Source organism: Tautonia sp. JC769, assembly GCF_040717455.1.
Lineage (GTDB): Bacteria > Planctomycetota > Planctomycetia > Isosphaerales > Isosphaeraceae > Tautonia.
Genome location: NZ_JBFEFH010000010.1, coordinates 180,214 through 206,934 on the forward strand (window position 1 = coordinate 180,214; position 26,721 = coordinate 206,934).

23 protein-coding genes are annotated in these 26,721 nt (G+C 70.5%); 15 read left to right on the plus strand and 8 right to left on the minus strand.

From position 1 onward, the window contains the following. Positions 1-46: 46 nt before the first annotated feature. From AB1L88_RS12660 to AB1L88_RS12680, 5 genes are all read left to right on the plus strand, one after another. Positions 47-631: a hypothetical protein gene (locus tag AB1L88_RS12660; protein ID WP_367097027.1), complete on the plus strand. Its 585-nt coding sequence runs from the start codon at positions 47-49 to the stop codon at positions 629-631. Between the two features lie 56 nt (positions 632-687). Then, entirely contained in the window at positions 688-963 is a 276-nt protein-coding gene (locus AB1L88_RS12665; protein WP_367097028.1) for a hypothetical protein, read from the plus strand. Between the two features lie 94 nt (positions 964-1,057). Further along, positions 1,058-1,321 carry a glutaredoxin family protein gene (locus tag AB1L88_RS12670; RefSeq protein ID WP_367097029.1) on the plus strand — a complete coding sequence of 88 codons (264 nt, stop codon included), beginning with the start codon at positions 1,058-1,060 and terminating at the stop codon, positions 1,319-1,321. Positions 1,322-1,325: 4 nt separating this feature from the next. Continuing rightward, a complete protein-coding gene (locus tag AB1L88_RS12675) occupies positions 1,326-2,051 on the plus strand; it encodes a TIGR04282 family arsenosugar biosynthesis glycosyltransferase (RefSeq protein ID WP_367097030.1) in 726 nt (241 codons plus the stop codon). Positions 2,052-2,104: 53 nt separating this feature from the next. Next, the gene (locus AB1L88_RS12680) at positions 2,105-3,637 is read left to right on the plus strand and encodes a hypothetical protein (protein WP_367097031.1); all 1,533 of its coding nucleotides are present in this window, start codon (positions 2,105-2,107) and stop codon (positions 3,635-3,637) included. A 49-nt stretch (positions 3,638-3,686) separates the two neighbouring features. Here AB1L88_RS12680 and AB1L88_RS12685 read toward each other — a convergent pair whose 3' ends face one another. Further along, on the minus strand, positions 3,687-4,178 hold the full coding sequence (locus AB1L88_RS12685; protein WP_367097032.1) for a DinB family protein: 492 nt from the start codon (positions 4,176-4,178) through the stop codon (positions 3,687-3,689). Positions 4,179-4,233: 55 nt separating this feature from the next. Next, positions 4,234-5,466, minus strand: a complete 1,233-nt coding sequence (locus AB1L88_RS12690; protein ID WP_367097033.1) for a hypothetical protein — start codon at positions 5,464-5,466, stop codon at positions 4,234-4,236. A gap of 156 nt (positions 5,467-5,622) precedes the next feature. On the opposite strand from AB1L88_RS12690, the gene AB1L88_RS12695 reads away from it, so the two are divergent. The 6 genes from AB1L88_RS12695 (at position 5,623) to AB1L88_RS12720 (ending at position 12,300) form a co-directional block, all read left to right on the plus strand. Then, positions 5,623-6,177 (plus strand): cob(I)yrinic acid a,c-diamide adenosyltransferase, encoded by a 555-nt coding sequence (locus tag AB1L88_RS12695; RefSeq protein ID WP_367097034.1) that lies wholly within the window; start codon positions 5,623-5,625, stop codon positions 6,175-6,177. Next, on the plus strand, positions 6,174-6,950 hold the full coding sequence (locus AB1L88_RS12700; protein WP_367097035.1) for an SDR family oxidoreductase: 777 nt from the start codon (positions 6,174-6,176) through the stop codon (positions 6,948-6,950). Before AB1L88_RS12695 ends, AB1L88_RS12700 begins: the two co-directional genes overlap by 4 nt. A gap of 162 nt (positions 6,951-7,112) precedes the next feature. Further along, a complete protein-coding gene (locus AB1L88_RS12705) occupies positions 7,113-8,375 on the plus strand; it encodes a PAS domain-containing protein (protein WP_367097036.1) in 1,263 nt (420 codons plus the stop codon). A 6-nt stretch (positions 8,376-8,381) separates the two neighbouring features. Then, on the plus strand, positions 8,382-8,702 hold the full coding sequence (locus AB1L88_RS12710; RefSeq protein ID WP_367097037.1) for a circadian clock KaiB family protein: 321 nt from the start codon (positions 8,382-8,384) through the stop codon (positions 8,700-8,702). A 7-nt stretch (positions 8,703-8,709) separates the two neighbouring features. Beyond that, positions 8,710-10,233, plus strand: coding sequence for a circadian clock protein KaiC (gene kaiC, locus AB1L88_RS12715; protein ID WP_367097038.1), 1,524 nt, complete (start codon positions 8,710-8,712; stop codon positions 10,231-10,233). 36 nt (positions 10,234-10,269) lie between these two features. Further along, a complete protein-coding gene (locus AB1L88_RS12720; protein ID WP_367097039.1) occupies positions 10,270-12,300 on the plus strand; it encodes an ATP-binding protein in 2,031 nt (676 codons plus the stop codon). 194 nt (positions 12,301-12,494) lie between these two features. On the opposite strand, the gene AB1L88_RS12725 is transcribed toward AB1L88_RS12720, so the two are convergent. From AB1L88_RS12725 to AB1L88_RS12740, 4 genes are all read right to left on the minus strand, one after another. Next, on the minus strand, positions 12,495-14,495 hold the full coding sequence (locus tag AB1L88_RS12725; protein WP_367097040.1) for an ATP-binding protein: 2,001 nt from the start codon (positions 14,493-14,495) through the stop codon (positions 12,495-12,497). A 570-nt stretch (positions 14,496-15,065) separates the two neighbouring features. Further along, on the minus strand, positions 15,066-15,539 hold the full coding sequence (locus tag AB1L88_RS12730) for a CbiX/SirB N-terminal domain-containing protein (protein ID WP_367097041.1): 474 nt from the start codon (positions 15,537-15,539) through the stop codon (positions 15,066-15,068). Between the two features lie 375 nt (positions 15,540-15,914). After that, a complete protein-coding gene (locus tag AB1L88_RS12735) occupies positions 15,915-17,012 on the minus strand; it encodes a hypothetical protein (protein ID WP_367097042.1) in 1,098 nt (365 codons plus the stop codon). Positions 17,013-17,172: 160 nt separating this feature from the next. Then, positions 17,173-18,135: a cation diffusion facilitator family transporter gene (locus AB1L88_RS12740; protein ID WP_367097043.1), complete on the minus strand. Its 963-nt coding sequence runs from the start codon at positions 18,133-18,135 to the stop codon at positions 17,173-17,175. Positions 18,136-18,336: 201 nt separating this feature from the next. On the opposite strand from AB1L88_RS12740, the gene AB1L88_RS12745 reads away from it, so the two are divergent. After that, the gene (locus AB1L88_RS12745; RefSeq protein ID WP_367097044.1) at positions 18,337-19,725 is read left to right on the plus strand and encodes an MFS transporter; all 1,389 of its coding nucleotides are present in this window, start codon (positions 18,337-18,339) and stop codon (positions 19,723-19,725) included. A gap of 215 nt (positions 19,726-19,940) precedes the next feature. Then, positions 19,941-20,351 carry a nuclear transport factor 2 family protein gene (locus AB1L88_RS12750; RefSeq protein WP_367097045.1) on the plus strand — a complete coding sequence of 137 codons (411 nt, stop codon included), beginning with the start codon at positions 19,941-19,943 and terminating at the stop codon, positions 20,349-20,351. 49 nt (positions 20,352-20,400) lie between these two features. Here AB1L88_RS12750 and AB1L88_RS12755 read toward each other — a convergent pair whose 3' ends face one another. Then, positions 20,401-21,063 carry a BON domain-containing protein gene (locus AB1L88_RS12755; RefSeq protein WP_367097046.1) on the minus strand — a complete coding sequence of 221 codons (663 nt, stop codon included), beginning with the start codon at positions 21,061-21,063 and terminating at the stop codon, positions 20,401-20,403. Between the two features lie 974 nt (positions 21,064-22,037). Between AB1L88_RS12755 and AB1L88_RS12760 the strand changes: the two genes are divergently transcribed. Continuing rightward, on the plus strand, positions 22,038-24,638 hold the full coding sequence (locus AB1L88_RS12760; RefSeq protein WP_367097047.1) for a bifunctional YncE family protein/alkaline phosphatase family protein: 2,601 nt from the start codon (positions 22,038-22,040) through the stop codon (positions 24,636-24,638). Positions 24,639-24,721: 83 nt separating this feature from the next. Here the strand turns inward: AB1L88_RS12760 and AB1L88_RS12765 are convergent, their stop codons facing one another. Then, positions 24,722-25,171 (minus strand): hypothetical protein, encoded by a 450-nt coding sequence (locus AB1L88_RS12765; RefSeq protein ID WP_367097048.1) that lies wholly within the window; start codon positions 25,169-25,171, stop codon positions 24,722-24,724. 475 nt (positions 25,172-25,646) lie between these two features. Between AB1L88_RS12765 and AB1L88_RS12770 the strand changes: the two genes are divergently transcribed. Further along, positions 25,647-26,675 carry an NAD-dependent epimerase/dehydratase family protein gene (locus AB1L88_RS12770; RefSeq protein ID WP_367097049.1) on the plus strand — a complete coding sequence of 343 codons (1,029 nt, stop codon included), beginning with the start codon at positions 25,647-25,649 and terminating at the stop codon, positions 26,673-26,675. The last annotated feature ends 46 nt before the right edge of the window (positions 26,676-26,721 follow it).

The window sequence follows — 26,721 nt, forward strand, 5'->3', positions numbered from 1 at the left end:
GGTGAATCCAAATCCCATTACTTGATTGACTTTCTCGGGCGACTCCATGGCAACGAAACTCGGCCCCGAGATTGACGAAGTGCGTTCCCGTTTCCAGAGCAATCTGGATCGGGTTCGAAGTCTTGTCCAGGTGTACGAACAACTTGGGACAGGGGTGCCGGGTCGCCGGTCTGTTCGGGATACAGATGTGTTGCGTTCCGCTGTCGTCCTGCTCCATGCGACTCTGGAAGATCTCCTGCGCAGCCTTGCAGAACGTCTCTTGCCAATGGCAAGCGAGGATCGGTTGTCGCCCTTGAAGATCCCCTTCAGTCTCGGCGATGATGACAAGAGGGAAAAAATCTCTTTGGCCCAGCTTGCGAAATTCCGGGGGGCGACGGTCGATGACCTGATCACGCAGATGATCGGCCACTGGCTAGAACGATCGAATTATAATAATCTGGGCGACATCAAAAGCCTCCTGGCAGCCCTCGAAATCCCACTCGAATTGATCAAGCCCTACGACACTCGCCTGACAGGAGCGATGAAACGTCGCCACCTCATCGTTCATCGAGCAGATCGCAATGAAATGACCGGATCCGGCCATCATCCGACCGTTACCATCTCCAAGCCGCTGGTCGACACCTGGACCTAGGCGGTCGAAGGATTTGGCGACGACCTGTTCAGCGCGATTGAGACAAGGAAAACCTCATGAAACTTCACGATCATCTCATCGAAATTCTGAAAGAATTCAAGAAGACCCCATCAGATCATGTCATGGTTTCTCCCTCTGGAGGAGGTCGAGTCCTCGTTGTCGTCGTCTCTTCGATGTTCAAGGATCTCCCGGATGAAGAACGACAAGACCGTGTTTGGAGAAGGTTGATCGATCACCTGGACGACGAGGAACAGGCCAGGGTCGAGTTCGTGTTCACCCGCACCCCGGAAGAGGCGAGAGACATCCGAGACGCAGTCCACAATGAACGTTAATTCATCGCGGCCCTCTCGCTGGTTCCGAACCCTCAAGGAACACATCCAGTCGAGTCTCGGTCGTACCCTCCATCCTCGGGCCGATCACCTGCGCGTGACGATCTACTCCCGGGCCGAGTGCTCGTGCTGCGAGGCGGCGAAGGCGGTGATCGAGCCGAGGCGCAGGCGGCACGGGTTCCGCGTCGAGGAGGTCGACATCGACACCGACCCGGCGCTGGTCGAGGCGCACGGGGCGTCGGTGCCGGTCGTGGCGGTCGACGGGAAGGTGAGGTTCCGGGGGAAGGTGGAGCCGGTCCTCTTGGATCGGCTGCTCCGGGCCGAGGCAGAACGCAAGTCCCATCAAGAACGAACGAGGTGAGATCGTGTCGTGGCCGATGCCCGAAGGGGCGGTATTGGGGATCTTCGGCAAGCAACCGGAGCCGGGCAAGGTCAAGACGCGGCTGGCGGCCGAGTTCGGCGACGACTTCGCCGCCGAGGCGCACGAGGCGATGCTGCTCGACACGCTCGAAGCCTGGGGGACGGATCGCTACCTCGCCCCCGGCGGGCGCCGGGTCTTCGTCTTTTCGCCCGAAGGGGCCGGCCCCTGGTTCGATCGGGTCGTCCCGCGGGGCCTGGCCATGCAGGCGCAGGCGGCCGGCGACCTGGGCGCCCGCCTGCAGGCGTTTTTCGAGGGCGAGTTCGCCGAGGGGGCCTCGCGCGTCGTGGTGATCGGTTCGGACAGCCCGACGCTCGACCCGTCGATCGTCATCAGCGCGTTCTTGTGCCTCGATCAGAAGGATGTGGTGATTGGCCCGTCGACCGATGGGGGGTATTACCTGATCGGCAGCCGGGTGCCGGTGCCGTCGCTGTTCCAGGGCATCGACTGGAGCACGGCGGGGGTCCTCGGGCAGACGCTCGACCGGCTCAGGGGGTCGGGCCGCTCGCTGGCGGTCTTGCCCCCGTGGTACGATGTCGACACGCCCGACGACTGGCGATCGCTCGGCGCCCACGTCCGGGCGATGAGGCTCTCGGGCATGGACCCGGCCCTGCGCCGGGTCGAGGCGTTATTGCCCCGGGTCCTGCCGGCCCCCGGCGCGCCCCCGCGATGACGATCGCGCCGACGCCACCGTCCCACAACGAAATCAGGCCGAGCCAGGTTGTCATGCGCCCCTTGATTCGATTCGTGCTGGCGTGCTGTTTCGTGATCGCCCTGATGCGGGCGGCGCTGTTCCTGGGCTATGCCTGGTTCACCATCGGCAACCCGCTCGACGTGTACCACCTCGAAGCCCAGATGGTCCACCTCGCCTGGCGCGTGCAGCACGACCGGGTCATGTATCCCGACTGGAAGGCCGATCCGCACGTCATGAACGTGTTCGGACCACTTTATTTCCTGATTGTTGGGGGAGTCGGCCGGGTGCTGGGCGCCGGGCTGGAGGGCCTGTACGCGATCGGCCGGCTGACCAGTCTCGGCTCGGCCCTGCTGGCGAGCCTGATCGTCGGCGCGGCCTCGGGGGCCCGGGACGGGAAGGGGGCGGGCCTCTTCGCCGGATTGCTGACGCTGGGGGCGGCCCCGCTGTTCGGGTTCGGCGTGATGGTCCGGGCGGACCTGATGGCCGACACGATCGGCCTCGCGGGCTTCCTGCTGGCCGCCGGCCGAGCGTCGCGATGGAGGTACACGCTGGGGGCGACCTTGCTGGTCGCGGCCATCTTCACGAAGCAGACGATGGGATTGTACCTGATCGCCGCAGTCCTGGCGGCGATGGTGACGCATCGGGTGCGCTGGGGAATCACGCTGGGGGCGGTGTCGGGGGCCGTCACGCTGGCGATCATCGCGGCGGTCTCGCTGACGGTCGAGCCCCTGTTCGCCCGCGAGTTGTTCGGCGCGGCCGAGACGCCGATCCTGCTGGCGGACTGGCGACGGACCCTCGCCCGGCTCGGCCAGTTCGGGCCGGAACTGCCGATCCTCGCCCTCGTCGGCATGGTGCTTTGGACCGTCCGACGCCAGGACCGGGCGCCTTCGCTGGCTGTACTGGCCGGTGTGGTGCTGGTCGGGGCGGTGGTGCTGGCGATGAAAAGCGGCTCGGACTTGAATTATTTCCTCGGTCTTCGTCTCGTCGCGGCGCTGGCGGGCGGAGCGGTCTGGGGGTCGGTCGCGGTGTTGCTCCGGGCCTCGGGGCCGATTCGTCCCCGGATCGCCCTGCCGGTGGTTGTTGGGCTCATCGGCCTGGGGGCATGTTTGCTCCCGAGCCTCGACTACTCCCATGCCCAGTTCCGATCGTCCCGGTCGATCCACGGCTACTTCTCGACCGCCGGCCGGCCGGTGGTGGCGCAGTACCGCCGGATTTTCGAACTGGCCGCGGATCCGGGCATGCGCATCCTGACCGATAGCGGCATGGTGGCCGCCCACCAGGGAGACCGGGCCGCGTTCGTCGACCCGTGGCTCTTTCGCATTCTGGTCGAGACGGGCAAGATCGAGCCGACCGCCATCCGGCAGCGGATCGAGTCGGGCGATTATGACCTCATCATCACGACCAAGGACCTGTTCGATCGGGCCGACCCGTACGACTCCTACGGCTTCGGGCTGCCCCCCGAACTGGCCGAGGCGGCCCGCCGTCGTTACGCCTTCGGCGGGGTCGCGGCGGGCCTGTTCCTCTATGCTCCCAGGGCCCCGGCCGATCGGTCGGATCGGGAGTGACGATCGCCCAGGCCGGCCGATCGTCACCCCCGCCGCCTGCCCGAATCGCTCAGATGGCCACGGGCTTGCCGAGCTTCCGGCGGACGGCGACGAACTGGCCGGCGTGCATCAAGGGGTGTCCGCCGACCATGTTCATCAGGGCGCCGACGGTCGGGGCGAAGGGGGGGAATTTCTCGGGGTCGACGCGGTCGAGGTCCTCATCCGAGAGGCTGTCGAGCAGGGCGAGCGTCGCCTGGCGCTGGGCCCCCCAGAGCTCCTGATATTTGGCGACGGAATAGAACTTCGCCGGGTCGTCCTCGGTGAACTTGTCGCGGCCGTGTCCTTCGGGGAAGTCGGCCGGCAGGGCCGGGCTGGTGCCGGGCCTGATCAGCTCGACGAAGTGCCGCTCGGCCCCGATCAGGTGGCCGATCTGCCAGGCCATGTGGTTCATGCCCTCGACCGGCCGGACCAGCAGGTCGGCGTCGCTGAGATCCTTGAGGTAGCTGTCGACGATCATCGCGCTCATGTCGATGGTATTGCGGATCGCGTCCTTGGCGTTCATCGAGGCGGGTGCTCCGGGTGGGTTGGAGGGACTCGGGGTCGAGGCGCATCGCCCCTTACTGCTCGGCGTCGGGATCGAGGACGAAGTCGGCGATGAAGAGCTGGCTGGTGTTGTCGGCGGTGCGGCCCTTCGAGGTCCACATCAGCTTCGAGCCATCGGGGCTGAACACGGGGAGGCCGTCGAAGCCGGGGGCGAAGGTGAGGCGCCGCTCGTCGCCGGTCTCGAGATCCATCAGGTAGATCTCATAATTGAAGTGGCCGTGCTTGCTGGTCGAGTAGGCGATGAACCGGCCGTCCGGGTGGAAGTACGGCCCCCAGTTCACGTGCTCGTTGTCGGTGAGCTGGCGTTCGTTCTGCCCGTCGACGGTGTTGATGAACAGTTGCAGCAGGTCGTTCTCCTGGCGGTCGCTGCGGTAGATCAGGTACTTGCCGCAGGGGGAGAAGAAGGGGCCGCCGTCGTAGCCGGGTGCGTCGGTGATCTGCCGGACGTTCGAGCCGTCGGCGTCCATCACGTAGATGTCGGCGTCGCCGTCGCGGAAGCTGGTGAAGACGATCTGCGAGCCGTCGGGCGAATAGCTCCCTTCGGCGTCGTAGCCGGGGGCGTCGGTCAGGCGGACGAGCGTCTCGCGCTCCATGGGCTTGCCGAAGACGGGGCGTCCGTCCTCGCTCGTCCCGATGTTCCGGAAGAACCGGCCCCGGTCGTCGAGGTCGAGCCGGAAGATATCCATATGCGGATCGAAGTCCCAGGCATAGCGCTCGGAACGGCTGTAGGCGGGGGCCTTCGGGTGGTCGGCCTCGGGGGCGTCCTCTTGCAGCGCCGGGTCGAGGTGCGAGGAGGCGAACAGGATCGACTTCCCGTCGGGGTGGAAGTAGGCGCAGGTGCATTTCCCCTCGCCGGTGCTGACCATGACGGGCCGGGCGCCGGGGGTCAGTTCGGCCATGTAAATCTGATAGCCGTCCCAGCCCTCGGGAGGGGGCTGGAGGGTCGTCGGCTCGGGGTACTCGGCGGCCTGGAAGATGACCGTCTTGCCGTCGGGGCTGAAGTACCCTTCGCCGGCCTTGGCGAAGCCGTAGGTCACCTGCCGGATGTCCTTCAGGTGGCGCGACTCGTTGGCGGCGACCTCCTCGGCGGTCATCTCCTCGGCCCCGGGAGGGCCGCCGGGGCCGCCATACGACCGGCCGGGGGAGGAGGACGGGCTCGGCCGCTGCTCTTGCTGCGCCTGCGGCGGCGGATCGAGGGCGAAGATCGGGGCCGCGAGGGCCGCGGCCAGGGCGATCGGGAGCGTCATCGATGGGGGCCTCCGGGGTGATTCGGTGCCGGAGGGTCCCTTTTCGACCCCCCGCCTCGCGACTAGTATAGGGGCTGTGACCAGGCTTCGCCAATCCGCCCGCCGCTTCGCCGTCTCGCCGCGTTCTCGGGCCGCCGTCTCGGAGCAAGTGAATTCGTGCCCAAGATTTACACGAAAACCGGGGATGATGGCACCACCGGCCTGCTCGGCCCCGGCCGGGTCGGCAAGGACGACCTCCGGATCGAGGCGTACGGCACCGTCGACGAGCTGAACGCCGTGCTCGGCGTCGCCCGGTCGACCACGGCCATCAGCCTCGACCTCGACCGCAAGCTGTCGCAGCTCCAGGAAGAGCTGTTCACCGTGGGGGCGGCCCTGGCCGACCCCGACCCCGACGGCCCCTTCCACGACAGCGTCCCGCACGACTTCATCCTCCGCATCGAGCACGAGATCGACCACGTCGAGTCGGGCCTGCCCCCCTTGCAGCACTTCATCCTGCCCGGGGGGTCGCCGACCGCCGCGCAACTGCACCTGGCCCGGACCATCTGCCGGAGGGCCGAGCGCGTGGTCGTTTCCCTGGGCCATGCCGACGGGCAGCATGTGCCGCCGAGCCTGGTCGTCTATCTCAACCGCCTGAGCGACTACCTGTTCGTCCTCGCCCGATCGGCCAATGCCGAGGCCGGCGTGGCCGACGTCCCCTGGAGGGGCCTGTGAAGCTCGCCGGAGCGTCCATCCTGATCACCGGGGGCCGCCGCGTCGGCTCGGCGCTCGCCCGGTCGCTCGCCGACCGGGGCGCGAAGCTGGCCATGACCTATCGGACCAGCCGCGAGGCGATCGAGCAGACCCTCGACGACTGCCGATCCCGAGGTGCCGCCGACACCCTGGCCGTCGAGGCCGATCTGGCCGACCCGGCGCAGGCCGAGCGGGCCGTGAATCGGGTCGTCGGGCGGTTCGGCCGGATCGACGCCCTGATCAACATGGCGAGCATCTACGAGCGGACGCCCTTTGCCGAGCTGACGCCCGAGCATTACGACCGGATGATCGCGGCGAACCTGAGCGCGCCGTACCACTCGGCCGTCGCCGCCGGCCGGGCCATGCTCGCCCAGGGGCCGATCGCCGACGCCTCGGGCCTGAAGGGGAAGATCATCTGCTTCGGCGACTGGGGGACCGATCGCCCCCGTGGGGGAGATTTGCCCTACATCGCCGCCAAGGGTGGGCTGACGACCATGACCCTGGCGATGGCCAAGGAACTGGCCCCCCACGTCGCGGTGAACCTGATCCAGCCGGGCACGATCGTCCCCTGGCCAAACATGACCGACGAGCAACGGCGGGAGATCGTCGGGGCGACCCCGCTGGCCCGGCTCGGGTCGGCCGACGACGCCAACCGTCTTGTGCTCTATTTGCTTGAAGGAACCGACTTTGCGACGGGCGGCTGCTACCGGATCGATGGGGGGCGGTATCTCGGGACCGACGACCAACCATCCTGAGAACCCGCTTTTCTCGTGAAAATCCGTCGAATCGATTTGCCCGTACCAAGGGACCAGGGTCTATAATGTGATGCCATGCAAAACTGGGGAATCTTCGACAGGACGGGAGATTCCGGGGCGCATCGCGGGCAGGGATGATGTCCTCGGGGAGCATCAGTCACGGTGATCGCCGGAGAGTTTCGGACGATCTTGAACGTCCACGGGGACGCTGAAACCCGAGAGGCCGTCGCCCGGCTGCTCGCGACCGAAGGGTTGCGGAGCCGAGACGTCTGCTCGACGGCCGAGGCTCGCGCCGCGCTGGCGCGTCCCGAGGGGCGGGAGACCCGGCTCATCCTGCTCGATGCGTCGCTCGACGAGGCCGGGGCGTTCGGCCTCGACGTGCTCGGGTCGCCGTCCCCCCCCGCCCCGGCGCTGGTCCTGACCCGGGCCGAAGCCGATCCGTTCCCCGAGGTGCTCCGCCCCCTGGCGGTCGAGGTGCTGGACCGCCCGCCCGATCGCTCGCGATGGCTCACCACGATCCGGGCCTGGGCGCGGGTCGGCGGCCGGTTGCAGGCACTCGGCGTCGAGGCCGATCGCTGGAGGACGATCTTCGAGGCGATCGACGAGGGCATGGCGCTGCTCGACCCCGACGGCCGGGTCCGATGGGCCAACGCCGCGATGGCCGCCCTGCTGCGGGTCAAGCCGGCCGCCTTCCTCGGCCAGCGGCTGACGGATCAGGCGGCCCTCCTGATTCCCGCCGGCATGCAGTGGCCCCACGACCGGACCCTCCGCAGCGGCTCCCGGAGCCGGGACGAATGGGAACTCGGGCACCGCTGGTTCCGGTCGACCGCCGCCCCGGTCCGGGACGGGACCGGGGCGCTCGGCGGCGTCGTCACCACCCTCGAAGACGTGACCCCCGAGGTCCGGCTCCGCCAGCGGATCGTCCAGGTCGAGTCCGAGGCCGAGCTCCGCTCCGAGCACATCAACCGGCTCGAACGGGACGCGAGGCTCTATCAGGCCCTGGCCGGGCTGGCCGATCGCCCCGAAGACCGGGGCACCCCGCGTCCGCTCCCGCTGAGCCGCGAGATGCCCGAGGTCTTCTGCGACGCCCTGGAGGATTTCGGCCACGTGCTCGACCTAAGGCTGCTGCACCGGGGCTATCAGACGGCCCGGCAGCCCGACGGCTCGGCCCTGCTGAGCGCCCTGGCCGAGCGGCTCGCCACCGCCGGCGCCGGGCCGCGCGACGTGGTCGAATTGCACGCGATGGCCCTCCGCCAGCGCTCTTCCGGCACGAAAGCTGCAAAGGCCAATGCCTACGTCGAGGAAGCTCAACTTGCGGTGCTTGAGTTGATGGGCCGTCTTGCCGAACATTATCGCACGAATCTCGCCGCGGCGACCCGCAACGGAGCGGTCGCGTCGGATCGGTCCCCGGATGGCTCGGAGTGACCGTGTATGGACCGTTATGTCCTGAAACTGTACATCACCGGCCTGACCTCCCGGTCGCAGCGGGCCGTCGCGACGCTGCAACGGCTCTGCGACGCGGAACTCTCCGGCCAGTATGAGCTGCTCGTCGTCGACGTGCTCGAACAGCCCGAGCTGGCCGAGCAAGACAAGGTCCTGGCAACCCCGACGGTCATCAAGGAACACCCCGAGCCGCAGCGCCGAATCATCGGCGACCTGTCGGACGCGGCTCGCGTGCTGGCGGCGCTCGATCTCCTCGCGAGCCCGACGCACGCCCCCGTCACAGAGGCCCGCGTGAAGGAGGCCGATTGAACCTTCCATGTCGATCACGAAGCTCCCCACGGAAATCCACGGATTCGACCTCATCGCCTGCGGCGGCCTCCCCGAAGGGCGGGTGACGCTGGTCGCCGGCTCGTCGGGCAGCGCCAAGACGGTCTTCGGCGCCCAGTTCCTGGCCGCCGGGGTGATGGTCCGCGAGGAGCCGGGGGTCCTCGTCACCTTCGAGGAGACCCCCGAGGACCTGCGACGCAACTTCCGCGGCCTCGGCTGGGACATCCCCGCCTGGGAGGCCCAGGGGAAATGGGCCTTCGTCGACGTCTCCCCCGACCCCGGGGAGCAGCCCGTCTTCGCGGGCGGCTACGACCTCGGCGCCCTGATGGCCCGGGTCCAGTACGCGGTCAAGAAGGTCGGCGCCCGTCGGCTCGTGCTCGACGCCCTCGGGGCCTACTTCGGCCAGTTCCCCGACCAGCACACGGTCCGCTCGGAGCTGTTCCGGATGACCCGGGCCCTGCGGTCGCTCGGCGTGACCTCGCTGATCACGGCCGAGCGGGGCGACGAGTACGGCTCGGTCTCGCGTCATGGGGTCGAGGAATTCGTTTCTGATAACGTCATCATTCTTCGCAACGTCCTCGACGAGGAAGTCCGCCGCCGCACGCTCGAGATCCTCAAATTCCGGGGGACCGACCACCTGAAGGGGGAATGGCCCTTCACGATCGTCCCGGGCCGGGGGATCGTCGCCATCCCCCTGGCGGCGCTGGAGCTGAAGCAGAAGTCGTCGGACGTCCGGATCTCGTCGGGCAACCCCGACATCGACCGCATGTGCGGCGGCGGCTTCTTCCGCGACTCGATCATCCTCGTCAGCGGGGCGACCGGCACGGGCAAGACCCTGCTCTCGACCGAGTTCATCGCCGGCGGGGCCCGGGCCGGCGATCGCAGCCTGCTGTTCGCCTTCGAGGAGAGCCGCGAGCAGCTCTTCCGCAACGCCGCCGGCTGGGGGGCCGACTTCGCCACCCTCGAGGCCCAGGGGCTGCTCAAGGTGATGTGCACCTACCCCGAGTCGACGACCCTGGAAGACACCCTGATCCTGATCAAGGAGACGGTCGAGGAATTCAAGCCCGACCGGATCGCCGTCGACAGCCTCTCGGCCCTCGAACGGGTCGCGCCGGTCAAGAGCTTCCGCGAGTTCGTCATCGGCCTGACCTCGGCCATCAAGGACAAGGAAGTCCCCGCCCTGTTCACGGCCACGACCGACAGCCTGCTCGGCGGCTCGTCGATCACCGAGGCCCACATCTCCACCATCACCGACTCGATCATCCTGCTCCGCTACGTCGAGCTCTTCGGCGAGATCCGGCGCGGCATGACCGTGCTCAAGATGCGCGGGTCGTGGCATGAGAAGGTGATCAGGGAATTCACGATCGACGGCTCGGGCCTGCACCTCGGCCACCCGTTCCGGAACGTCTCGGGGATCCTCTCCGGAGTGCTCTCGCATGCCGGGGCGGCGGCCGCCTCGAGCCGGATCGACGACCTGTTCCAGGACGATCCCCCGCGGCCACCGGCTCATTAATCCCGATGTCCCGCCCCCCCAAGCGAGGTTTCGAGGATGGAAGGATCGAATGACCGGAACGAGCCGACGGCCCTGCCGCTGGACGGGCCCGGCCCCCCCCGGGCCGAGGCCATCTCCTTCCGGCAGATGGTCGAGCACGGCGCCGACGGCCTGGCGATCCTCGACACGTCGGGGGTCATCGTCTACGCCAATCCGGCGGCCTCGGCCCTGCTGAACCGCCCGATCGACCAGTTGATCGGCCGCCCGCTCGGCCTGCCGGTCGTGGCCTTCCAGTCGGCCGAGATCGACGTGCCGACCGCCGGAGACTCGGCCCGGATCGTCGAGCTCCGGTCCACCGAAGCGGTCTGGGAAGGCCGTCGCGCCCTGCTCGTCGGCCTGAGGGACGTGACCGCCTACCGCCGCCTCGTCGACGGCCAGCGATTCCTGGTCCGGGCCGGGGCCGAGCTGGCCCATTCGCTCGACCTGCCCACCACCTTGGGCCGCATCGCCCAGCTCGTCATCGAGGACCTGGCCGACGGCTGCCTGATCGACCTGATCCAGCCCGACGGCGCCATCCACCGCCGCGTCGCCCGCCACGCCGCCGCGTCGAGCGACGCCCTGATGGCCCCGCTCCGGGGCGGCCGCTGCGTCGACCGGAACGGGCCGATCGGCCTCCCCCGGGCCCTCCGCGCCGGCCGCCCGAAGATCTACAACCGGACCACCGAATCGGCCCTCGACTCCCTGGCGACCGACCCCGACCGCCGCCGGGCCCTCCGGTCGCTCGGCATCGGCTCGATCATGATCCTCCCCCTGATCGCCCGGGACCGGATCCTCGGGGCCCTGACCCTCCTGACCACCCGGCCCGGCCGATACTTCTCGGCGGCCGACCTGCCGAGCGCCGGGGAGCTGGCCACCCTGGCGGCCCTGGCCATCGACAACGCCCGGCTCTACGACGACGCCCGGGAGGCCGTCCGCCGCCGGGACGAATTCCTCGCCATGCTCTCGCACGAGCTGCGCAACCCGCTGTCCTCGATCATCCACGCCACCACGGTCCTCCGACTCGCGCCGGACCTCCCGTCCCATCAGGCCGACCCGATCGAGGTGGTGGGCCGCCAGTCGCAGCAGATGAGCCGACTGCTCGACGACCTGCTCGACATCTCCCGGGTCACCCGGGGGATCATCCACCTGGAGCGTGCCCCGGTCGACCTCTTCGACGTGCTCGACCAGGCGCTCGAATCGGCCCGGCCGGCGATCGAGTCGGCCGGCCATCGCCTGCACCTGAACCTGCCGGGCGGCTCCCCCCCGGTGATCGGCGACCACGCCCGGCTGGTCCAGGTGCTGGTGAACCTGCTGACGAACGCCGCCCGCTACACCCCCCCCGGCGGCGACATCTCGGTCGAGGTCGTCCCGGGGTCGCAGACGGTGGAGCTCCTGGTCCGGGACAACGGCGTCGGGATCGATCCCGAGTTCCTCCCCCGGATCTTCGACCTGTTCGCCCAGGGACGCCGCGGGCTCGACCGCTCGCAGGGGGGGCTCGGGATCGGCCTGACCCTGGTCCGCGAGATCGTCGAGCTGCACGACGGCTCCATCTCGGCCTTCAGCGAGGGGCTGGGCCGGGGCAGCACCTTCCGGGTCCGCTTCCCGGTCGCCGACGTCCAGACGATCGCCCGGGGGTTGTCGAGCCCCCAGGCCTCGCCCGACGGCCAGCCGCACCAACGCCCCCTGCGCATCCTCCTGGTCGAGGACCACGACGACAACCGCGAGATGCTCCACACCCTGCTGACGCTCAGCGGCCACCACGTCGAGACCGCCGCCGACGGCCTCGAGGCCCTCGAGGCCCTCCGACGGCAGCCCGACCTGGCCCTGATCGACATCGGCCTGCCCGGCCTCGACGGCCTGACGATCGCCCGGATGGCCCGGTCCGACCCCGGGCTCCGCGACCTGCACCTGATCGCCGTCACCGGCTACGCCCGCCCCGAGGACCGCGCCGAGTGCCTCGACGCCGGATTCGACGACCACTTCCCGAAACCCGTCCGGATCAACGACCTGAAACGCCTGCTCGATCGCATCCCCCGACACCCCGGCTGAGGCCGATCGCGGCTCGATGCACAGGGCCGGGGGACCGATCCCCCCCGATGGATCGGGGACCGCCCGGGCGATCGATTCCCGATCGGGCGGAGACGCCCCCCGAGCGGCGGACCCGATCCTTGCAGGGCGGGAACCGGGCCCCGCCGGGCGCCCCGGGGAGCCTCGCGGACTCACCCCGCGAGGGCCATCGCAACTCAGCCGATCAACTCGGCGATCGTCTGCAGGTCGACCGGCTTCGTGAGGTGATGGTCCATCCCGGCCGCCTTGGACCGCAGCCGGTCCTCCTCCTGGCCATAACCCGAGAGGGCGATGATCCGGGTGGCCCCGAAGCCCTCCCGGCGCAAGGCCCGGGCCACCGAATAGCCGTCCTGGCTGGGCAGGCCGATGTCCAGCAGGATGACATCGGGCCGGAAGGCCCGGGCGGCCTCGATCCCCTCGGAGCCGTCGTGGGCCTCCTTCACGTCCCACCCCAGCAGCCTCAGGTGTCGCGCCAGGATCCGGGCCAGGTCGCGGTTGTCCTCCACGATCAGGAGCCGCCCGGCGGGGCGGTCGTCCGATCGGGCCTCCGGGGCCGTCGTCGCGTCGAGATCCCCCTCGGCGGCGGGCATGCCCACCACGAACTCGCTGCCCCGGCCCGGGCCGGCGCTGGAAGCCGAGACGCGGCCCCCGTGCAGCTCGACCAGCTTCCGGACGATCGTCAGGCCGACGCCCAGGCCCCCCTCCGAGCGGTCGAGCGTCCGCTGGGCCTGCACGAACAGGTCGAAGATGTGCGGCAGGACCTCCGGCGGGATGCCCATGCCCGAGTCCCGGACCCGGAAGACGACCTCGTCGCCGACCCGGTCGGCGTCGAGCCTGATCTGCCCGCCCGACGGCGTGTACTTGGCGGCGTTCGTCAGCAGGTTCACCAGGACCTGCTCCAGCCGGACCGGGTCGGCCTCCAGCAGCAAGGGGCGGTCCGGGTCCGGGCGTTCGAGCCGATGCTTGCGGTCCTCGATCAGCGGCCCGACCGCCGCGACGGCCTGGTCGATCACCGGGCGGGCGTCGATCCGCCGCTTGCGGATCCGGACCAGCCCCCGGGTGATCCGGGACACGTCCAGCAGGTCGTCGAGCAGGTGCGACAGCAGCCCGACCTGCCGGTCGATGATCTCCATGGCCCAGGCCGAGTCGCCCTCCTCGCCCCCCGGCTGGTCGACCGTGTCGACGGCCAGGCGGATGGCGGCCAGCGGGTTGCGCAGCTCGTGGGCCAGCATCGCCAGGAACTCGTCCTTGCGCCGGTCCGACTCCCGAAGCGCCTGCTCGGTCCGCTTCTGGTCGTCGATGTCGGTGCAGGTCCCGAACCAGCGGACCACCCGGCCCTCGTCGTCCCTCAGCGGCAGGGCGCGGCCCAGGTGCCAGCGGTAGGCTCCGGTCCGAGGGTCTCGGAAGCGGTATTCGATCTCGTAAGGGGTGCCTTGCCGGACGGCCTCGTACCAGGCCGCCCGGCAAGGCTCGAGGTCGTCGGGGTGGAGGATCGGCTCCCAACTGGCGTCACCCCCCTGCCCCGGCTGCAAGCCGGTGAACTCGTACCACCGCCGGTTGTAGTAATCGGTGTAGCCGTCGGTTCGAGCCGTCCAGGCGATCTGGGGCATCGCGTCGGCCATCTGGCGGAAGCTGGCCTCGCTGGCGAGCAGTTCCCGGGTCCGCTCCTCGACCCGCCGCTCCATCCCGTCGTGCGCCTTCCGCAAGGCCTCCTCGGCCCGTTTCCGATCGGCGACCTCCCCCACCAGCCGCCGGTTGACGAGCCGCAGGTGGTCGGGGCTCGGCAGGGCGAGGGCCCGGGGCAGCAGCCGCCAGAGCAAGGCGGCCGTGCCGACCGACACGGCCGCCGTGGCCGCCTTGAACAGCCCGTCGAGCCGGTACAAGGGCTGCCACAGCGCCAGGACGCCGAAGAGGTGGGTGGTGCCGCAGAGGACGATGAACAGGGCGAACAGCAGGAAGATCCAGTTGAAGGCCAGGTCCCGGCGGCGCCGGACGAAGACCACCAGCGCGACCGGGATCGAGAAGTAGGCCAGGGCGATGAGCAGGTCGGAGGCGAAGTGGGTCCAGATCACGTCGGCTTCGAAGTTCATGCACTGGCGGCGCGGGGTGAAGACCTCGAAGAGGCCCGCCATCGGGCCGCCCCCACCCCCCTCGCGCATGTGGACGTGATCGGCCATCTTATGCCTCCGATCTGACGAGGATCGCTCGCAAATACCCATCTCCGGCAAATGCCGTGCCCCCCCCGGGCCGGGGAGCCGGCCTCATCGTCCCCGCCTCGGCCCGCCTCGGACCCTCGGCCGCGGTCGGTCCGCCCTGGGACGACCGCCGCCCTGATGGCCGGCGGCCCCCTTGATGCCGAATCGCCGGGATCGGCAATCCCCCGAGGGGCCCTCTGCGCGGTCCGATCCCTTGATCCCCTCGGGAGATCGGCCCGCGTGGCGGGCCCGGCGACGGCAACTCGATCGGGCGATTCGGCATGAGGAGAGATCAAGGGAGGTGCGGCAACGCGGGAGACGAGGGCGCCGGTCGAGCGGGATCGCTCCCGTCAGCGAGCCCATCGTTGCGGGCGAAGGGCCGGGGCTCCCGCGGCCCCCCTCCCCTCAGACCAGCCTAGTATAGCATTCATCCGAAAATGCGACAGTGTTGAGTGCCTCACGTGATGCGGTGATCCCGGGCCCCGAGCCGCCCTCGATGGGCAGCCCGATCCCGCCGGTCCCGCGCCCGGCGAGGGGACGCGGCGGGCCGGATCAGCGCCCCGCGTCGCCGCCGGCGTCCATCGGGGCATACCGGGCCGATGCGACGGCCGAGGGGGTCTCGATCGGCGGCAAGTCTCCCCGGTCGAGCCGGGCGACCCGGTCGGCCACCAGGCGGTCGAGCAAGGGATCGGGGCCGAGCGGGGGCCCGAGCAGGAATGCGACCCCCGGATGCCGGCTCGCCAGGTCTTCCCGGGCCGCGGTCAGGTCGCGCAGCAGGTGGACCCCCATCGACAGGAAGTAGGGGACCATCAGGACCCGGGTCGCCCCCCGGGACACGCAGCGGTCGCCGGCCTCGGGGATCGTCGGGGTGGTCAGTTCCAGGAAGGCCGCCTCGACGATCGGGTAGGCCCCTTGCCCGGCCATCCGGTCGGCCAGGCGTCGCAGGTCGGCGTTGGCCGGCTCGTGTCGGCTGCCGTGTGCGATGAGCAGGACGGCTGTCACGGCGTCAGTCTGCGGTCGGTGCATCGGGACCACCCTGGGACAATCGACGACGGGCGTACCGCCGGGCTGGGATCGGCTCGCGGTCGAGCCACTCCCGATTGTTTGCCCCCCCGACGACACCGGCAAGGGTCCTCCCCGGCCCGGCCCGGCTCGGTCATGGATCGAGTGCGAGCCGACCGCCCCCGTCCCCGCGTCGCGGAAGCGACTCGCCGGGAGGCGTTGTCCGATGCAAAAGGGGTAGGACCGTGCCGCCCCCGGCTGTCCGAGGAGGCCCTCAACAGCAACGCCGCTCCCGGCGTTCGTTCCGAGCCGGAACGAGGCGGGAGCGGCGGTGCGGCGTCACCCGAGTCACTTGCCAGGCCGGGCGATTTGCCGGCGTCACGGCGGGCCCCAATCCACTCAGCGGGGGAAGCCCCCGGAGGACGGCAGGCTCCCCGAACCGGGGTTCAGGTCGGGCAGGACTCCCGGCACCCCCGGGGGAGGGGGAGCGGCCGCCGGCAAGCCGAGCGGCGAGCCCCCGCCCGGCACCGGCGGCGGCGGGGGCGCGGAGGACGGCTTGGCCAGCGCCCCGGGATGTCGGTCGGCGGCCGTCTCGGGCCGGGCGGTCACGACCACCAGGCGCTCGACCACCGCCGATCGGCCCCACTTCTCGGCCACCGATCGCGCCCCGAGGCTGATCAGGAGGCTCTCGCCCGGCTTGACCGGCCAGGCCCCCTCGACGTGCGACCGGATGATCTCGGGCACCTGGAACGAGGCCTGGAGCTTCATGGCCCCGGTCTTCGAGACGGCCGGGTCGTTCCCCTCGCCGAAGCGTCGGAAGAGGCCGGCGATCGGACCCTGGTCGCCGCCGCCCTCGGGGCCGGCGATCGCATCCTCGAACGACCCGGTATGCACCCCTTGCAGGCTCGTCTCGTCGAGGTTCACCCCCACGACCAGCCCTTCGGGCGACGGGGTGGCCGAGAGGGCCATGTCGAGGCCGTTGTGCATCTGCTCCAGGATCGGCTGGTAGGCCAGCCCGCCCTCGCGGCCGGTCGGCTTCTCCCCCTGGCGTTCGAGGTCGACGATGAGCTGGACGGTCGACCCGGTCATCGTCCGCGCCGACTGGCCGGCCGCGGCCACCGCCGAGGGGGCCTGGAGCACCGAGGATCGGGTCGACTTCTCCACGTATTTGACCAGGTCGCGCACCGCCGGCTCGCCGACGGCCCAGACCATCAGGCCCGCCTGCCAGTCGAGCCTCCGGGTGCGGCCCTTGAGCACCCCCCGCCAGTCGAGCCCCTCGACCTGCAGGTCGCGGACCTCGAAGACGTAGCGCGGGCCGTTGCCGTTTCCGTTGCTGCTGCCGTCGCTCGACCGCCCCGACGGATCGGCCGGGGCTTCCTGCGGCAATGCCGAGGGGTCTGGGACGGGGGCCGGAGGCGGCACGGGAGGCGGCAACTGCGGGGGGCCTTCGAGCGGCGCCAGGAGCAATACCAACGTCGAGACAATCGCGCCGAGCATCTGGGAGTCCCTCCCTCCGAGCTGGCAATGTCGAATCCATCCGATCCCGATCCGGGCCGCGACACCGGCCCTCCGGGGCGGCGGATCATAGCCCTGGGCACCCGAACGGTCAACCGCGCTCCTCATCAAACCCTGCCGGTGCTCTGATGGACCGGCCGGCTCACGACCGCTCGGGCCGGGGGCGAGGGGCGGTGTCCGCCTGCCGGGGCTCCTCGGAATACGGCTCCAGGTGGACGAGCACGTCGCGCAGGGTCGGGAAGGCCTCAAGCAGGCGGTCCTTGACCCGATGGCCGATCCGGTGCCCCTCGGCGATCGTCAGGAGCGGGTCGACTTCCAGGTGGATGTCGGCGAAGTACTCCAGCCCCGACTTCCGCACCCAGAGGGTCTCGACCCCCTTGACCTCGGGGTCGGCCAGCGCCTCGGCCTCGATCTGGGCGACGAACTCCCCCTCGGCCTGGGCATCCATCAGCTCGTGGGCACTCTCCCAGATCAGCACCAATGCCGACCGCACGATGATCGCCATGACGACCAGGGCGGCCACCTCGTCGGCGAATCGGTAACCGGGGCCTCCCCAGCGGACCACCGACAGGCCGATCAGGACCGCCAGGGCGCTGAAGGCGTCGGCCCGGTGGTCCCAGGCGTTGGCGACGAGGGCCTTCGACCCCGTCCGCCGGCCGATCCCGATCTTGTAGCGGAACAGGAGTTCCTTGATGACCACGTTGACGGCGGCGATGGCGAGGGTCCAGCCGGGCGGGATCCCGTGCCGCTCCGGGAGGCGTCGGAGCGCCTCGGTCCCGACCAGCAGGGCCGAGCCGAGCACCAGGAGCGAGACGCTCAGGCCGGCGATCGCCTCGGCCCGGGTGTGGCCGTACGGGTGCTCGCGGTCGGGCGGCCGCTGGGCCAGCCGCAGGGCGACCAGGACGGCGAGCGAGGTGACCACGTCTCCCAGCGAATTGACCGCGTCGGAGATCAACGCGAACGAGTGGCCGACCAGGCCCCCGAGCAGCTTCGCCGCCCCCAACCCGGCATTGACCACCAGGCCCAGGACCGCCGCGCCGACGACCTCCCGGTACAGGGCCGCCCTCGACTCCTCCCTCGGCACCCTCCTCGACCCGTGTGTCACCGGCCCCGACCTCCCGCCCCTCGTTCGCCGCCGCGGCTCGCGCCGACAGGCACCCGCCCCTCGGTTATACCCGCCCGATCCGATCGGCGTCGGCGCCGATCTGCCTCGGGCTCGACGCCGACCGTGAATTCGGGATGAAGCCGGGCGCCTCGGCCCCGACTCGAATTGAGCCGCCAGCGGCATCCTGATAGACTCCTCCCGATGAGCACGACACTGACCGAACCCGCCAGTCCACCACCCGCCTCCCCTCTCCTCGCCAACCTTCGCCACCGAGCCTCGCGGACGACCCCCGTGATCCGCCCGAGGTTCTACTACGGCTGGATCGTCCTGGGCGTCGCCGCGATGGCGATGTTCATGTCCGGCCCGGGGCAGTCGTACTCGATGGCGGCGTTCATCGACCCGATGCTCGCCGACCTGGGCCTGGCCCGCAGCCAGTACTCGCTGGCCTACCTGGTGGCCACGCTCATCAGCGGCTCGCTCCTGCCGATCGTCGGGCGGCTGCTCGACGGCCGGGGGGCCCGGCTCGTCCTGCCGATCGTCGCGGTCATGCTCGGCCTCTCCTGCGTCGGGATGTCTTGGGTGGCCGGGCCGATCGCCCTGTACCTGGGCCTGACCTGCGTGCGGTCGCTCGGCCAGGGGGCCCTGACCCTGATGGGGACCTGGATGGTCAGCCAGTGGTTCGAGCGGCGCCGGGGGCTGGCGATGGGCCTGCTCGGCCTCGGCTCGACCCTCTCGTTCATGGCCTTCCCGACGACGAACCTGGCCATGATCGGGCACTTCGGCTGGCGAGGGGCCTGGGTCGGCCTCGGCCTGGCCGTGCTGACCCTGCTGGCCGTCCCCGCCTTGATCTTCGTGCGGAACCGGCCCGAGGATCTCGGCCTCGAACCCGACCGCCTGCCCGCGAAACCGAAGCCGAAGCCGGCGACGGTGGCAGGGGAGGAGACGACCCCGCACGCCGACCCGAGCCCGTCGTACGCCTCGTGGACCTCGGCCCAGGCCCTGCGGACGGCCTCGTTCTGGAAGGTGATCGCCGCGATGAGCACCAGCGCGATGGTCTCGACCGGCCTGGTCTTCCATCAGGTCTCGATCCTCGGCGACCACGGGCTTTCGGGGGCGGTGGCGCTGTCGCTCCTGACCGTCCAGGCCGGGTTTGCCTGCGTGATGAGCCTGGTGGGGGGTGCCCTGGCCGACCGGATCCCGCCCCGTCGCCTGCTGGCGGCGAGCATGGCGTTCATGGTCCTGGCCATCGCCCTGTTGCTCGTGCCCGTCTCCCCGGCGACGGCCCTGCTCTACTCGGCCTTGCTGGGCTTGCACACGGGGATCCAGCGGTGCAGCGGGTCGGTGACGCTCGCGGGCTACTTCGGCCGGGGGCACTTCGGCTCGATCAAGGGGATCGCCATGGCGATCGTCATCGGGGCCTCGGCCCTGGGGCCCTTGCCGCTGGCGATCGCCCGGGACAGCCTCGGCCACTATGACCTGGCCCTGATGGCCCTGATGGCCTTCCCCGTCGCCGCCGGGATCGCCGTCTGGTCGGCCCGGCCGCCGGTGCTTCCCGAGGCCGCCCGGACTCCCCAGGCTCCCCCCGCCTGATCGGCCGGGGAGGGTCGGGACCGCGCCGACGCGTTGCAATCCGACGGAGGCAGGGGCCCCCGCGTCTTGACCGGCCCGGCCCGCTGGCCCAGAATCCAAGGGGCCTGGGTCGGTCCGCGCCTCGACACGGCGGGGCAATCCTCGTCCTCCTCCCGGCTCCCGGAAGCGGCAACATCATGGGCCTGTCCGACGGAAGCACGTTCCTCGATCAGTTGATGAGCATCTTTCGGTCGGGGGCCGCCGGGCCGATTACGGCCGAGCAGGAGGAGCTGGTCGGGAAGGTCCGGGCCCTCTACGCGTGCATCATCCGGGGGGACTTCGGGGCGATGGGCGAGCTGATGACCGAGGACGTCTGCCTCGACATCGACGCCCCGTCGATCCCGGCCTTCCACGGCGTCACCCGGGGGAAGGCCGAGGTGCTCGCGGCCGTCGAGCGGAACTTCGGCCAGGTGGGGGAGCAGGCGCCCGAGATCCGGGAGGTCGTCGTCCGGGGGGACACCGTGGTCGTGCTCAGCCGGGAATCGGGCCGGATGAAGACCGCCGACCAGCCCTACTTGCTGAGCTGGCTCCAGTTCTTCACCTTCCGCGAGGGCCGGCTCTGCCTGGTCCGGGAGCGGATCTCCTGAACCAGGCCGGCCGGCCTCCGGGATTGACCTGACCTCGGGCCGAAGCGGGTCAAGGGGTCGGCAGCGGGGGGCGGATGGACGGGGTCGGCTCGGCCTCGGCGTCCGGCTCGGGCCGGGGGAGCGGCCCGGGACGCGGGAGCGGCTCCAGGATCGGCTCGGAGCCGACCTCCTGCCGGGGGGCCGGATCGGGGGCCGGATCGGTCCGGGGCAGCGGGTCCAGGATCGGCTCGGATTGCGGGGACCGGATCGCGCGATCGGTCAGGGGCTCGGGGATGACCGTCGGGGTCGTCCCGCCCGGCGCGACCAGCTCGTTGAAGACCTGGGAGACGCCGACCGTCGCGATCGCCAGCGAGGCGGCCCGCTCCGACGCCTCGACGCTGGGCACGCTCCCACGCAGGATGACCACGCCGCCGGGCCGGGCGTCGATGACGAACCGGCTGCCGGTCAGCTCCTTCTCCCAGAGCAGGCGGCTGTAGACGCGGGAGGTGACCTCCATCGACTCGACCGCCCCCCGGGTCCGGGCGAAGGCGGTCCGCAGGCTCCGCTCGACGGCCCGGCCGGCCGTGTCGAGCGCCCCGCCGACGACCTGGCCGACCTGCTCGGCCGGCCCCTCGGGCCGGAGGATCTGGGCCTCGGCGGTGGCCGACGTCCCGACCAGGGTCAGCGCCACCAGGCAGACGCGGCGGGGGTTGAGGTGGAGTAGGCGGCTCATGGTTGCGATCCTCCCTGTGTGTTCCGTCACGTTCAATCGCCTGCCCCTCGGGTCGATCCCGGGCAGGCCCGTCTTGCAAGTATGGCATCCCCTCGGCTGGCGTCGAGCCGAATTCCCGGCAAGGCACGACGAGAGGCGGTGCGCCGCCCCGTGCGCCCGCGGTGCGCCCGGGCCGATCGACGCTTCCGATTTCCAGACAAACCGTTACGTCGACGGCCCCCCTTCGTTTCGTTGCGATGCCCGGAGACGAGTGCCGCTGTCGCCGGGGCAGGGCGCCGGGAGGCGAAGCAAACGCGCCACGCGGAGCGGAATTGAGGGAAGTGCGCCGTGCGGTGCGCCTCGGGTGCGCCGTGCGGTGCGCCTCGGGTGCGCCGTGCGGTGCGCCCCGGGTGCGCCCGAGGGAATTGCCGAGAAGGCTTTTCGGGATTGAGGTTACGTCGACGGCCATCGATTCGTTTCGGGAAATCAGGTGATGCGGGTGGGGAAGCGCCGGGGAGGTTTCGACCGCGCCGAGGGGTTCGTCCGGGGCCAAGGGAGTTTGCATCGTGGTCGGGTCGCCAAGCCTGGGCGAGTCGTTCGGAGGCGGAGGATCGGCGGGTGAGGCAGGACCGGCCGCGTAGTCTCCCCTGATACCATCGAGATTTGGGGGAGGTTCAGTCACACAATCCGTCGGGCGATCGGCGCGGGGGTCGCGGAAGCGGCCGGGAGTGGCGAAACCGAGGATCGAGGGATTCTCCCTGGCAAGGCGGGGGGAACGCCGGCGACGACACCATTGCCGCGGACCCGATTGACGGGCTCGGGGTGGCGATCGACCCCTGCCATCCTCCCGCCGAGCGGGCCAAAGGGGGGGAGTCTGCGAAGGCCCGGAGAAGATTGCGGGAGGGGGGGGCGGGAGCCTTGTCCGGGGCGGGGGGCGGGGCTAAGGTGGGCGCCCGATTGACAACGACGCGGCTCAACCCCGAGAGGATCATCCGATGAGATGGGGATGGCACATGGTGTCGAGGCCCGGGCGGCTTGCTCGCGAGGCGATCGCGGTGGCGGGGTTGACGGTCGTCACGCTCCAGGCCGGGGCGGTCGGCCAGGAGGAGGTTGGACCCGACCGGGAGGCGATGACGGCGATCTGGCCGGGGATCAGCCCGGACGGGAGCGTGGTGCTGCCGAACGGCTGGTCGCTGAAGCCGTCCGGGGCGCAGGTGCCGCTGGCCGGCGACTTCCCGGTCCTGATGGCCAGGCACCCGAGCGAGCCGGTCCTGGCGGTGCTGTTCGCCGGGTATCGCGAGCACGAGGTGGTGACGATCGACGCCGGGTCGAATCGGGTGATCGGCCGGGTGGCGCTGCCGAGGTCGTTCTCGGGCCTCGTCTGGTCGCCGGGGGGGGATCGGCTGTTCGTCGGCGGCGGGTTCGACGACCTGATCTACCGCTTCGAGCATGACGGCGGGCTGCTCTCGGGGAAGGTCGAGATCCGATACCCCGGGCCGCTGGTCGCGGCCGACCCGCCCCCCGGGAACGAGCAGGACGTCCGCCGGACCGGCCAGCGGGTGCCGGGCGGCCTGGCCCTGTCGGGCGACGGCAAGACGCTCTGGGTCGCGAACGTCTGGGGCGACACGGTGGCGAAGTTCGACGCCGAGACCGGCGCGCTGCTCGGCGAGTTCTTCACCGGGGTCGGGACGTACCCCTACGGCCTGGCGATCGACGAGACGCGCGGGCGGGTCTACGCGAGCCTCTGGGGGGCGTCGGCCGTGATGGCCTTCGACCTGGAGTCGGGGGACCGCGTGGCGCGGTGGGAGACGGAGGAGCACCCGAACGAACTCTTGCTGGCCAGGGAGGGGAAGATCCTGTATGTCGCCAACGCGAACCGGAACACGGTGAGCGTGATCGACGCCGACGAGGGCCGCACGCTGGAGACGATCGGCACGGCGATCGCCCCGGACGCCCCGGCCGGCTCGACGCCGAACGCGCTGGCGCTGTCGCCCGATGAGTCGGTCCTGTTCGTCTCGAACGCGAACACCAATCACGTGGCGGTCGTCAACGTCGAGCAGCCGGGGCGCAGCCGGTCGATGGGGTTCCTGCCGGTCGGCTGGTATCCGACCTGCGTGCGGCTGTCGGAGGACGGCAAGACGATTTACGTGAGCAACGGCAAGGGGGCGATGTCGCGATCGAACCGGCAGGGGCCGCAGCCGACGGCCGGCCCGAGGCCGCCGACGGTCGAGTACATCGGCGGATTGTTCGAGGGGACGCTGTCGGTCATCCCCATGCCCACGCCCGACCGCATGGCCGAGTTGACCCGGACGGTCTACGAGTGCAGCCCGATCGACCGCGAGCGCCCGGCCGCCGTCACCGCCGAACGCCCCGAGGGGAACCCGATCCCGGCGCAGGTGGGGGAGCCGTCGCCGATCAAATATTGCATCTATATTGTGAAGGAAAATCGCACGTATGACCAGGTGTTCGGCGACATCCCCGAGGGGAAGGGTGCCCCCGAGCTGTGCCTCTTCCCCGAGGAGGTGACGCCGAACCACCACGCCCTGGCGCGGGAGTTCGTCCTGCTGGACAACTTCTATGTGGAGAGCGAGGTGTCGGCCGACGGGCACGAGTGGACGATGGCGGCCTATGCGACGGACTTCGTCGAGCGGACCTGGCCGCTGGGTTACCGGGGGGATCGCCGCGTCCCCTACCCGTCCGAGGGGAACTTCGCCATCGCCCGGCCGGCCGGCGGCTACCTCTGGGATCGCGCCCGGGAGGCGGGGGTGAGCTACCGATCGTACGGCGAGTTCATCCGCAACGGCCCGACCCCCGACGCCCCGGGCGTCGCCACCGTCGAGACCCTGGAGGGGCACTTCGACCCCTTCTTCCGCAGCTACGACCTGAGCTACCCCGACGTCAAACGGGCCGAACGCTTCCTGGAGGAGCTGGCGCGGTTCGAGAAGGAGGGTGAGATGCCGCAGTTGATGATCGTCCGCCTGCCGAACGACCACACCGCCGGCACGAGGGTTGGCGGCATGACCCCTCGGGCGATGGTCGCCGACAACGACCTGGCGCTCGGGATGCTGGTCGAGGGGGTGAGCAAGAGCAAATTCTGGCCCGAGACGGCCATCTTCGTGGTGGAGGACGACGCCCAGAACGGCCCGGACCACGTCGATGCGCACCGGACCGTCGCCCTGTGCATCAGCCCGTACACCCGAGGCACGGGGAAGGACTCGACGATGTATTCCACCTCGTCGATGCTCCGCACCATGGAGCTGATCCTCGGCCTGGAGCCGATGAGCCAGTTCGACGCCGCCGCCCGCCCCATGTACGCCAGCTTCCGCCCCGAGGCGGACCCGCGGCCCTATGACCACCTGCCCGCCCGGATCGACCTCGAGGAGGTGAATCTCCCCACCGCCTGGGGCGCCGAGCTCTCCGAACGGCTTGACCTGACCAGGGAAGACGCGGCCGACGACCTCCTGTTCAACGAGATCATCTGGCGATCGGTCAAGGGGGCGGACTCGCCCATGCCCGCGCCGGTGCGCTCGGCGTTCGTGCTCCAGGTCGAGGGCGACGACGAGGACGAGGAGGACGAGGACGGGGACGACGAGTGATCCTCGGCCCGAAGGGACGCCCTGGTGGGGTGGCTGGTTTCGCAGATGATCCCGGTCACCCCGCTGATGGGTCGGGGGCGTGCTCAGGTGCCGACGAACTCGATGTAGAGTCGGCCGTTGGGGCGATCGACCCAGATGCGGCTGAGCCCAGGGGAGTCGTCGAAGTAGACCTCGGGCAGGGCCTCGATGCGGTCGTGGTCCCACCAGGAGGGGAAGGCGTAGCGGGCGCTCATCGGCCGGTCGCCGGGCGGGGGGGCCGCGAGCCCCCTGGCGGCGATGAGGCGATTGAGGTAGGCGTTGTCGATCGGTTCCAGGACCCAGGCGAAGGACGGGTCCATGCCCCGCGACTCGCCGTAGTAGTGCACGATCCTGACAGTTGCCGGCGGCGCGGCGCCGAACAGCCCCTCCAGCGGCCCGATCGCCTCGCCCCGCGACGGGCCGCACCCCGCGCAGGCCAGGACGGCGAGCATCGCCCACCGCCCTGCTCGGCTGATGAGTCGTCCCGACTCGCCCGCGGTTCGCCGCCTGGGCATGACGATCCCTCCTGACGCGGTTGTCGCGACTTCGAACGGCCGCCGGGCGATGGCATCACCCCGATGCCTACGTCTCGAAATTGGTCATGGTTCGGCGACAGGGTGGCGTGAGGGTGGGCGGGACCTCAGGAAAGACACCCGGTCGGGTGGCACCGGCGACCTCGCCAGTGTGGCCCCAATCAGAGGCGGAGCCAAGGGGGGATACCCCGGTTTGCGCGGCGTTCGGCTCGGGGACGGGCGGGCCCCGGAGACGCCGGACGGGGGACGAGGGCGTTCGCGTCGGCAAGGCGGGCTGAACACCGGGTGAGGACACCAGCGCCACCCGGGCGATCATGTGTTGAATAATCTGTGGCCACCAGTGTCACCCGCCGAGCCATCCCGCCGGCACGCGGCGTCGGACGGGGATCTTGACATCGTCTCGGCGAGGCTCATCTTGGGTCTGGGGCGCGGCGACCTGAACACAGGAGAGAGAGGCATGCGGGGCGAGCGACTGGCGGTGGTGACGGGGGCGTCCGGCTACATCGCGAAACACATCGTGGCGCAGCTGCTCGACGAGGGCTGGCACGTCCGCGGCACGGTGAGGCAGCCCGATCGGGGCGAGGAGGTGCGTGCGGCCGTGGCGCCGGCCCTGCGCGACCCGCGAGACCTTCCGGGGCGTCTCAGCTTCGCGACGCTCGACCTCGAGCGCGACGAGGGCTGGGACGAGGCGATCGCCGGCGCCGACGCGCTGGTGCACACGGCCTCGCCCTTCCCGATGGTGCAGCCGAAGGACCCGGATGCGGTGATCCGCCCGGCGGTCTCGGGCATGCGGCGGGCGCTCGAGGCGGCGGCCCGCGCGCGGGTGCGCCGCGTGGTGGCGACCTCCTCGGTCGCCGCGATCATGGAGGCGCCCCTGCCGCCGGGCCGGGCCGTGCGGGACGAGCGCGACTGGACCGACCCCGACGCGCCGGGCGCGACCCCCTACGTCCGGTCGAAGACGCTCGCCGAGCGCGCGGCCTGGGAGGTGGCCGATGCTCGCGGCCTGGCGCTGACGACCATCAACCCCGGCTTCGTGATCGGGCCGGGCCTGGACCGGCGGATCGGCACCTCGCTGTCGGTGGTGCAGCGGCTCTTGCAGGGCCGCGACCCGATGCTGCCGAACTTCGGCTTCTCCTGCGTCGACGTGCGCGACGTCGCGGCGATGCACGTGGCCGCCCTCGACCGGCCGGAGGCGGCGGGCGAGCGGATCATCGGCGCCGAGCGGTTCCTCTGGTTCCCCGAGATGGGCGCGATCCTGAAGGCGGAATACCCCGACCGACGGATCACGACGCGCACGGCCCCGAAGCTCGTGGTGCGGCTGCTCGCCCTCTTCGACCCGGCGGTCCGATCCATCCTCCCCGACCTCGGCCGGCGCCGGGAGGCGCGGAGCGACAAGGCCGCTCGCCTGCTGGGAGTGGAGTTCCGCGACGCCCGGCAGTCGTTGAAGGACGCGGCAGCCTTCCTCGTGCGCGAGGGACTCGCCTGAGCCTCCCCCCCCGTGGCGAATCGCGTCGCCTCGGATTCATCCCGCG